An 8,360-nucleotide genomic window follows, 5' to 3' on the forward strand; every position below is an offset into this window, starting at 1 on the left:
ACTTGAAACACGTTCTTCGCCAAATCCAAACCAATCGTGCTAATCTTTGTCATGGACGGTCCCCTTGTCTGGTCGAATCACAACAACCAGTCTGGCACACCGATGCCGTCGGGGGCCGTCCACCCCATCTTTGCGAGGAGCGAAGCGACGAAGCAATCCAGAATGCATCCGAGTCTGGATTGCTTCGCTTCGCTCGCAATGACGAGTGAGTGGCCCCAAGAATACTGCCTTGCCCGGCAGTTATGCTTCGGCTACCATCGAACTATGAAAGCAGGCCCCGACATCGCCATGGTCGCCTCGCTCGTGGGCGATCCCGCCCGCGCCAACATGCTCACCGCGCTCTTGACTGGCCGCGCACTGACCGCCAGCGAACTGGCGCAGGAAGCCGGCATCACGCCGCAGACGGCGAGCTCGCATCTTGCAAAGCTCGAGGCCGGCGGCCTGATCGCGCCGGAAAAGCAGGGACGACATCGCTACTATCGCCTCGCCGATCCCGACGTCGCCGGCGTGCTGGAGGCATTGGCCGGGCTTGCCGCCCGCGCCGGGCATATGCGCGTGCGCACCGGACCGAAGGACCCGGCGCTGCGCCGCGCGCGGATCTGCTACGACCACCTCGCCGGCGACCTCGGGGTGCAAATGCTGGACAGCCTGAAGCAGCAGCGCCTGGTGCGGCAGGACAGGCAGGACATCAGGCTCACCGCCGAGGGTGAGCGCTTTCTGGAGAAGCACCTGCAGATCTCGGAAGACATGCTGCACCATCCGCGCCGGCCGGTCTGCAAGGCCTGTCTCGACTGGAGCGAACGGCGCCACCACCTTGCCGGCACGCTCGGCGCGGCAATCATGAAGCGCTTCACCGAACTGAAATGGGCGTCGCGCGATCCCGAGCCCGGCAGCCGCGTGGTCAACTTCACCCGTAACGGCGAGAAGCGGTTTGCCGCGCTGTTCGGGGCCGGCCAAGGCTGATCTGACGAGGCTAGAAGCGATGTCTCAGTAACCCTGAGATCGCATCAGGCATCTTCGTGCAAGTAGTAGTCGAGCGCGACGGGATCGCGCTCCATGATTGATGTGTAGATTGTGAGGATCGCGATCCACATGCTCTTCTGGCCGACGCAGAACTCGGCGCGCTTGGCGTCATCCCAGCAATCGCGGCCGCGTATGGTCAAAAAGCACTCGCTGCAGAGGCGGTAAGCCCAGCAATTGCTACAGCGATCGAGCGTTCTGGAGCAATATTCGTCGATGTAGCCCTTGATTGCTCTCATGTCGAAACCTGAGTCAATGTTCCCGATCGACATGTCGCAGTAATCGTAGAGCTTCTCGCAAGGATAGAACGTTCCATCGGATGAAACGAATAGACTCCTGACTCCCGGGATGCAGATGCCATTCGGCCAATAGAAGTCGTACTCGTCGAGCTTCCGACGGGACCGGACCCGCAACATCTTCATCTGTTTCGCGAGGAGGGCTCTCGTCGCAACGCCGGCAGTCCCTTGCGGCGAATGGCTCTCAAGGAAGCGCACGAACCCATCCGAGAAATACTTTCTGGCATAGGCCGTGTAATCGTTCTCCATGATGAATTCGTTCGATTGGGGGTTTACGAGTCCGAGGGAATATTTTTGAGGCCCATTCACGAGCTCGAGAAGGGGCTGCTCGAAGAACCGGTCGATATCCTCGATGTCGCCCTCATAGGGGGCCATGACGGAGTTGATCCTAAGCTTACTTGAGTAATAATCTGGAAATTTGCTTTTGATCAGCTCGATCTTCTCTATTACCGCGTCGAAGCTTCCCCGGCCGTTGCGGCGCACGCGGTAACGATCGTGGAGCTCCTTCGGACCATCCAGGCTGAGCGTCAGAGCTACGTCGTTGTCAGACAGAAACCGGATGATCGTTTCGTTCAGAAGCGTGGCGTTCGAGGTAATCGCGATACAGATATCTGGACATACCTTCCGCGCGTACTCTACGGCTGTCTTGACGAAATCGAATCGGATGAACGGCTCTCCTCCATAAAGTGATAGGTAGCGCTCCTCCGATTCTTGGCTCTGTGCGGTGAAGAAGTCTATCGCTCGCCTCGCGAGGCTGGGACTCATGTCATGCGAAGGGTTATGAGTCCGTCGTCCCGAATAGGCACCAGAGTAAACGCAGTACGCGCATCGCAGATTGCAGCTCTCGGTGACGTTGAGCGCGAGCTGGACCAGTCTGCCGCGAAGGTTGGCCTCAATTAGCGCGTCGTCGTTTCCATTCGGCCCAAGGGCGAAACGCGGAATCTGGAATGGCAGCAGCGCTCTCTCGGACTGTTGAATCTCGCAGATTGCCGTCAACGCGGCAGAGACCGGCTCTTCTCCGAGCCTCGATCCATGCTTCTCGACAATAGCTTGGCGCGACAGATTGAACGAATCGTCAAGAACCTCGCAGACCGCACCGTCGATAGCGAAGATCCCGTTTGAGAAGCTGTCGTAGACGTAGCTGCTCCGCGGGGTCTGGAACGCGAGGGCGTTCACGGCCCGGAACTCTGCGTAGGGCATCAATATCCCTCCGCGTGAAGACAGGCGGCCTTGAGCAACCCCAAGGTGGAGACCGCTTCACGCTGGCGGCCCACACACTTGGATCAGAGCTACGACTTCATAGTGGCCCCGATAACCACCATCATCACGTCTTCGGCCATCTTGTGGCCCGCGGAAATTTTCGCCGTCGCATCCCCCGCGCCGCGCGTATTGGGCGCGCATATGCAGCATCCGCAGCCCTTAACCTCTTTGCCATCGACTTCCATGTGGATCTGGAAGCTATTGGCATCTCCCTCAAGGAGTTTCTCGATCGAGTGCTTCGCCATGTTACGTCTCCATCATAGACTTCTCCGCACAACCGTTGGTAGAAACTCGTCCCGATTCAGGGCAAGTGCGTTGATGTAGATCAATCGGGAAATCGCGCAGCTCATGTGCGAGATGGGTTATTCGCGGCGATTGTGGCGTGTCCGCCTGCATCGCGGACAACAATCACCAAGATACGGGTCGCGCGCGAGGGGCCTGACGAGCAAGATTCACGCGGCGGTGGATGCCAATCGCCTGCCGGTTTTTCTCGCCCTCACGCCGGGTGAGGCGCACGACAATGGCTGTGTTGGTTCTTCTCAGCGCATTGCTTCCACAAACGATGTTACTCGCGGATCGCGGATACGACGCAGACTGGATCAGGGAGCTTGCCCGCCAGCCAGGCGCGTGGGCCAACATTCCGCCGAAACGAAATCGCAAAGACTCTATGTGTTTTAGCCCGCACCTGTATCGCGCGCGCAATTTAATCGAACGGTCCTTCATCAAGATCAAGCGACGGTGGGTCGCGACCCGATATGACAAACTCGCGGCCAACTACCTGGCCTTCATGAAACTCACTTCAATCCGAATTTGGTTACGGGCTAATGAGTCCACGCCCTAGCCGCGGCCCCCCAGTCACGAGAAGGTCGACCGGATAATCGTGAGATCTATCGCGGAGCGCCAACCGCTCGATCAGAATGAGGAGCAACGGCCTGTCACCGAGAATGTGGTGCGGCTGCGTGCGCTGGGAGCGGAAATCATCAGAAGATGAGATCCGCCCTGATAATAGGTATGCGGCGACAAGACTATTTGTCTGAGATCGCCACGCCGGGCGCCTCAGCCGTCCTTTGCAACTTTGATTTCAATCAACAGAGGGTTCGCTTCCAGTCGTAGTCTTCTACTCAGACAACTAAAGGGAGATGCCCGATGAGCAAGCGCCTTATCGCCACCTTGGTGTGTTCCGCCCTGAGCTTGGTCGCCGTAAGTGGGATCGCCTGTTCGGAGCCGGTGGGTCGGTATGACTGCAACGTTATTGGGACGGCCCTCCCAGAGCCCATAGGCGATCGGACCGGGCATGGGCTTATCAGCCTGCAATATTCCTGTATCGGAGTGGAGGGGCTCCTGAAAGGCGCTGTAGTTACAGCGGTGACGGTGAGCGAGTGGGATGGTCCGAAGGGAACTTACCTGTCTTCCGTTGGCGTCCACCGGGTGCCCGGCGGGCTCGCAGTCGGCCAGCTCACGGAGGGCATCGGGTCCGTTGTCATGAAGGATGGGAAGCCTGTGGGCACCGAAGCTTCGGGTAAGACCATCTTCAAGTTTGCATCAGGCGCGTTGGCTGCTCTCTCAGGAAAAACCGTCAAATTTGCTTCCAAGTCGACTGGCTCCAACCGCTTCGAGCTTGAGTTCACACAAGAATAGTCACCACAACAGAGACGCAGGGCAAGCGGTAGGAACGTGACGCGTTCAATCGCGGGATGCTTCCGGTTCTTATCGTGATCCGGTAGCCCCGTGTGTCGCATGGCGAGAAGGCGTTCGCTGATAGGAGGGACCTGGTGCTCGACTTTTTCGGCAAGTGATTCGCAACTGCGCTTGTCAAGCTGTTAGCCCAGGCGAAGGCAGCTCGGATAGCTGCGCGCATTCACGCGATATTCAGATCGCTGCAGTTATCGGTACTTCCGCGCGCGTGGCGACATGTCGCAGTGATTTAACGTGTCGAATCATGGGCGCTGCACGATGGTCCGCACGGGGCGCACTCCATCGGGACAAGACGAAGAAACAAGGAAGGAAGACGAAATGAAGTATCTCCTCGCCATGGCCATGGTGGCAAGCACCGTCGTCGGTTTCAGCGCGGCGGCCAACGCAGCGGGCGGATGCGGCCCCGGCTGGCACCGCGGCCCCTATGGCGCATGCCGTCCCAATGCGGCCGTGTATGTGGCGCCGCGTGTTTACCATCGGCCCGTTGTCGTCGTGCCGGCTCGCCGCGCCTGCCCCTATGGCTTCGTCTGGGCGTACGGCCGCTGCCGTCCGATCTGATCATTTCATTGACGAATACGAACGGGCCGCGCCACGAATTCGGCGCGGCCTTTTTCGTTTGACGCAGAAGAAGCGCCGCTATTGGCAGCTCTCGCGTCCTTCGAAAAACTCCAGCGCCTCGCCGCCGATCGGGCGCAGGCAGACCAGGACAGCGCCGGCGGCTATGACCCGCCATCGCGATGGTGATGGAGATCGCGAACCGAAACATCGGTCACGAGCCTATGCCAAAGGCATCAGCGAAAAAGTTCACCAGTAGTGGCGACCATGCCAGTGACGATGGTGCCAGCGGCGATGCCAATGGCGGCGGCGCCAACCGTAATGGTGGCCGCCCCAGTGCACCTGCTCAGCCGTCAGGCGATCAACCTCGTCACCGCTGACGACGGCCGGCCGGATCTCTTCTTTGTCGGATGGGAGGCCGTCGTCTTCGTTCAACGGCTGCGGCGAAAGCGGAGCAGCCGTTGCGGCCGCCGCAAAGGCGGTCGCACCTGCAGCTACTCCAAATGCAATCTTCAAGAACTGTCTGCGCTCCATGACGTCCCTCTTGTCGTTGGCGAATGATGGGGAGCGAAGTTTTGCAGCGCCGGTATGAACAGCGCCTGAACTCAGCGTTCAGATTCATGAGGCCTACGTAACCGTGCGACGAAATCGCCGCGGCCCTCGCCTTTCGCAGCCGCCTTAACCGGCTCCCCCTGATGGAGCGACGAGATTGCGGCCGTCGACGCAGAACGCGCGTCAGCGCATCAAGCGAAGGGCGCTTGCGCAGGCTTCGATTTTCAGCGCTGGAGGGGTGCGAGCGGCAGCAGGCCTAACCCAGAAACTCCTGCGCCAGCACAAGAGTCTCGCGCGTGCGCGTGACCTCCGGCCAGTCGCGGTTGAAGTCGGCAACCAGCCGCTTCATGTCCTCGCCCTTGACCGCGCGATCCAGCGAGGCCTCGTCATCGAACTGGTACATCGCCTGATGTATCGCGGGCTCGGTCACGCTCCAGAAGCGCCACGCCTTCTTGACGCCGAAGGATTTGACCGCATCGGGCAGATGTTCGTTCTGATACCATTTGCCGAACGCCGCCCGCTTGGTGGGATCGGCGACGGTGGCGCGAACGACGAAAAAGGCGGCAGCCATAGTTCCTCCTGATCAATGTTCCGTTGTCGGACAACTCGGGTCACACTTTTGTACAAGAAACAGCCCAAGGTCAGCCAGCTCGGAAACGTGTCGAACCCGAATAGGAGACGCCATGGCCAAGAAAGCAAAACCAATCCCTGCCGGCTTCCACACCATCACGCCCTATCTCATCGTCAGTGGCGCGCAAAACGAGATCGAATTCATGCAGAAGGGCTTGGGCGCCGAGGCGGTTCACGAGCCGACGAAACGTCCCGACGGCAGCATCATGCATGCTACCCTCAAGATCGGCAATTCCATGCTGATGCTCGCGGATGCCTCGGAACACGCGGCGCCCACCTCCGTGATGCTGTACCTCTATGTGCCGGACGTCGATGCAGCCTATCGACGTGCGATGGAGGCCGGCGCCACTTCCGTCATGGAGCCGGCGGACCAGTTCTACGGCGACCGCAGCGGCGGCGTGAAGGACCCGGCCGGGAACACCTGGTTCTTCGGCACCCACATCGAGGACGTGGCACCGGACGAACTGAAGCGGCGCAGTGCCGAGCTGTTCAAGCAACAGGGCACGGCGGCGTAGGTGAACTCGTGGGCTTCGCAGGACGGCTTGAACGAAGCCAAACCCGCGACACTCTCGTGATCGTGCTCAACCGTTCTACGCGAGCTTGTAGCCGATCTTTCGCAGCAGGTCTTTCCGCCACGCAATGTCCGCGTCGGTTTCGACACCCAGCGGTGAGGCGCCATCCACCACGCCGAGCACGCCGCGGCCCAGCTCCGTTTGCGCGACGATCACCTGTGTCGGGTTGGCCGTCGCGCAGTAGATGCGGCAGACCTCCGGCACCGCGCGCACCGCAGCCAGCACGTTGACGGGAAAGAATCCGTCGCCCAGGAAGATCAGGAAGGTGTGGCCGGCGCCGATGGCCAGCGCGTTGTCGCGCGCGAGGACGATGGCGGCTTCGTCGGTACCCGACCAGCGCACCAGCCGCTTGCCGGAGGCCTCGCAAAAGGCCAGCCCGAAGCGGATGCCGGGGACCGCGCCCACCAGCGCCTCGTGGAGGTCTTCCACGGTCTTGATGAAATGCGACTGGCCGAAGATGAAGTTGGCATCGTCCGGTTTGACGATGGGCACCACGGTGAGTTCCATCGCTGCGCTCCTTCAGTGAAGGGAACGCGATGAATGGTAGGCCCGCGGAAGGCGATTGCAAGCCGCAACAGCAGGCCGATCTCGCTCTGCGCTGCCATCGGGAATGCAGGAGGAAACGGCGCGGCTCCGCTGTCCCACCCTGCTCTCCCAGCAGAAATTGTCGTGCTTCTTCGCCGGGATCTCGACCTTCTTTTCCTTGAGTGCCGCGGGAAAAAAGAGGTGGGTTACGCTTCGCTAACCCACCCTACGCGCGGTGCCGAGCGGCCAGCGCATCACATCAGTTTCACAGGCGCCTCACCAACCACCCGAAGGTCGATCCCGCTGATCAACTCTGAACGGCGCGCCTCGGCCGCGCTCATGTCGCTGTCGATCTGTCGCAACGTACCGACATTCGATCCGAGCGACACGATTCCGCCCAGCACGAGAGCAATCGACCCGAGCGCAGCGACCTGACCAAATCCGAACAGGCCGAGCATCGTGGCGAGCAGCAATGCGACTCCGCCGGCGATCGCTGTCTTGGAAGCCAGAATGAACTTCCGGCATCGTTCGGCGGTCTCGGCAAGCTCCTCGATCCGCGCCTCAATCTCTGAAATCTCGTCAGTCGGATCGTCTTCGGTCATCGAGTTCAAGGTCGGGGGTACCGAAGCGACGCCCATCAGCGAAATTGTTCCGCGTTCGGGAAAGATTTCACAACGGCAGATTGTCGTGCTTCTTCGCCGGGATCTCGACCTTCTTGTCCTTGAGCATCGCGAGCGCCCGCGCGAGGCGGCGGCGGGTCGAGTGCGGCATGATCACGTCATCGATATAGCCGCGCTCGGCGGCGATGAACGGCGACAGGAAGCGGTCCTCGTATTCCTTGGTGCGCGCCGCGATCTTGTCGGGATCGCCGATATCGGAGCGGAAGATAATCTCGACCGCGCCCTTGGCGCCCATCACCGCGATCTGCGCCGTCGGCCAGGCGTAGTTCATGTCGGCGCCGATCTCCTTCGAGGCCATGACGTCGAACGCCCCGCCGTAGGCCTTGCGCGTGATCACCGTCACCAGCGGCACCGTGCACTGCGAATAGGCGAACAGGAGCTTGGCGCCGTGCTTGATCAGGCCGCCATATTCCTGCGCGGTGCCCGGCAGGAAGCCCGGCACGTCCACGAAGGTGACGATCGGGATCGCGAAGGCGTCGCAGAAGCGCACGAACCGCGCGGCCTTGCGCGAGGCGTCCGAATCCAGGACGCCGGCCAGCACCATCGGCTGGTTGGCGACGAACCCGACGGTGCGG

General features: G+C 60.7%; 11 protein-coding genes and 1 pseudogene. 5 read left to right on the forward strand and 7 right to left on the reverse strand.

Annotated features, from left to right (window positions below):
• Positions 1 to 264 precede the first annotated feature (264 nt).
• Positions 265 to 963 (forward strand): winged helix-turn-helix domain-containing protein, encoded by a 699-nt coding sequence (locus HY852_RS22665; protein WP_291607129.1) that lies wholly within the window; start codon positions 265 to 267, stop codon positions 961 to 963.
• A 44-nt stretch (positions 964 to 1,007) separates the two neighbouring features.
• Here the strand turns inward: HY852_RS22665 and HY852_RS22670 are convergent, their stop codons facing one another.
• Positions 1,008 to 2,516: a radical SAM protein gene (locus tag HY852_RS22670; RefSeq protein WP_291607130.1), complete on the reverse strand. Its 1,509-nt coding sequence runs from the start codon at positions 2,514 to 2,516 to the stop codon at positions 1,008 to 1,010.
• 89 nt (positions 2,517 to 2,605) lie between these two features.
• Positions 2,606 to 2,821 carry a hypothetical protein gene (locus tag HY852_RS22675; RefSeq protein ID WP_291607131.1) on the reverse strand — a complete coding sequence of 72 codons (216 nt, stop codon included), beginning with the start codon at positions 2,819 to 2,821 and terminating at the stop codon, positions 2,606 to 2,608.
• 190 nt (positions 2,822 to 3,011) lie between these two features.
• Here HY852_RS22675 and HY852_RS22680 point away from each other — a divergent pair.
• The 3 genes and pseudogenes from HY852_RS22680 to HY852_RS22690 all read left to right on the forward strand — a co-directional run.
• Positions 3,012 to 3,417: pseudogene (locus HY852_RS22680) on the forward strand (IS5 family transposase); the annotation flags it as partial.
• A 305-nt stretch (positions 3,418 to 3,722) separates the two neighbouring features.
• A complete protein-coding gene (locus tag HY852_RS22685) occupies positions 3,723 to 4,214 on the forward strand; it encodes a hypothetical protein (protein ID WP_291607132.1) in 492 nt (163 codons plus the stop codon).
• Positions 4,215 to 4,589: 375 nt separating this feature from the next.
• Positions 4,590 to 4,829, forward strand: coding sequence for a hypothetical protein (locus tag HY852_RS22690; protein ID WP_291607133.1), 240 nt, complete (start codon positions 4,590 to 4,592; stop codon positions 4,827 to 4,829).
• A 246-nt stretch (positions 4,830 to 5,075) separates the two neighbouring features.
• On the opposite strand, the gene HY852_RS22695 is transcribed toward HY852_RS22690, so the two are convergent.
• Positions 5,076 to 5,360, reverse strand: coding sequence for a twin-arginine translocation (Tat) (locus HY852_RS22695; RefSeq protein ID WP_291607134.1), 285 nt, complete (start codon positions 5,358 to 5,360; stop codon positions 5,076 to 5,078).
• Positions 5,361 to 5,634: 274 nt separating this feature from the next.
• A complete protein-coding gene (locus HY852_RS22700; RefSeq protein ID WP_291607135.1) occupies positions 5,635 to 5,949 on the reverse strand; it encodes a hypothetical protein in 315 nt (104 codons plus the stop codon).
• A 112-nt stretch (positions 5,950 to 6,061) separates the two neighbouring features.
• Here HY852_RS22700 and HY852_RS22705 point away from each other — a divergent pair, with 112 nt between their 5' ends.
• Entirely contained in the window at positions 6,062 to 6,523 is a 462-nt protein-coding gene (locus HY852_RS22705) for a VOC family protein (protein ID WP_291607136.1), read from the forward strand.
• Between the two features lie 75 nt (positions 6,524 to 6,598).
• Here the strand turns inward: HY852_RS22705 and HY852_RS22710 are convergent, their stop codons facing one another.
• From HY852_RS22710 to HY852_RS22720, 3 genes are all read right to left on the reverse strand, one after another.
• Complete coding sequence (locus HY852_RS22710; RefSeq protein WP_291607137.1) at positions 6,599 to 7,087, reverse strand: adenosine-specific kinase; 489 nt, start codon at positions 7,085 to 7,087, stop codon at positions 6,599 to 6,601.
• A 272-nt stretch (positions 7,088 to 7,359) separates the two neighbouring features.
• Complete coding sequence (locus tag HY852_RS22715) at positions 7,360 to 7,707, reverse strand: hypothetical protein (RefSeq protein WP_291607139.1); 348 nt, start codon at positions 7,705 to 7,707, stop codon at positions 7,360 to 7,362.
• A gap of 67 nt (positions 7,708 to 7,774) precedes the next feature.
• A partial coding sequence (locus HY852_RS22720; protein WP_291607138.1) for a carboxyl transferase domain-containing protein occupies positions 7,775 to 8,360 on the reverse strand: 586 nt, incomplete at its 5' end.

This window comes from Bradyrhizobium sp., from assembly GCF_016213215.1.
Taxonomy (GTDB): Bacteria; Pseudomonadota; Alphaproteobacteria; order Rhizobiales; family Xanthobacteraceae; genus Bradyrhizobium.

Coding starts and splice junctions, on each gene's coding strand:
- HY852_RS22665 (WP_291607129.1), top strand. CDS start 265: ATGAAAGCAGGCCCCGACATCGCCATGGTCGCCTCGCTCGTGGGCGAT.
- HY852_RS22670 (WP_291607130.1), bottom strand. CDS start 2,516: ATGCCCTACGCAGAGTTCCGGGCCGTGAACGCCCTCGCGTTCCAGACC.
- HY852_RS22675 (WP_291607131.1), bottom strand. CDS start 2,821: ATGGCGAAGCACTCGATCGAGAAACTCCTTGAGGGAGATGCCAATAGC.
- HY852_RS22685 (WP_291607132.1), top strand. CDS start 3,723: ATGAGCAAGCGCCTTATCGCCACCTTGGTGTGTTCCGCCCTGAGCTTG.
- HY852_RS22690 (WP_291607133.1), top strand. CDS start 4,590: ATGAAGTATCTCCTCGCCATGGCCATGGTGGCAAGCACCGTCGTCGGT.
- HY852_RS22695 (WP_291607134.1), bottom strand. CDS start 5,360: ATGGAGCGCAGACAGTTCTTGAAGATTGCATTTGGAGTAGCTGCAGGT.
- HY852_RS22700 (WP_291607135.1), bottom strand. CDS start 5,949: ATGGCTGCCGCCTTTTTCGTCGTTCGCGCCACCGTCGCCGATCCCACC.
- HY852_RS22705 (WP_291607136.1), top strand. CDS start 6,062: ATGGCCAAGAAAGCAAAACCAATCCCTGCCGGCTTCCACACCATCACG.
- HY852_RS22710 (WP_291607137.1), bottom strand. CDS start 7,087: ATGGAACTCACCGTGGTGCCCATCGTCAAACCGGACGATGCCAACTTC.
- HY852_RS22715 (WP_291607139.1), bottom strand. CDS start 7,707: ATGACCGAAGACGATCCGACTGACGAGATTTCAGAGATTGAGGCGCGG.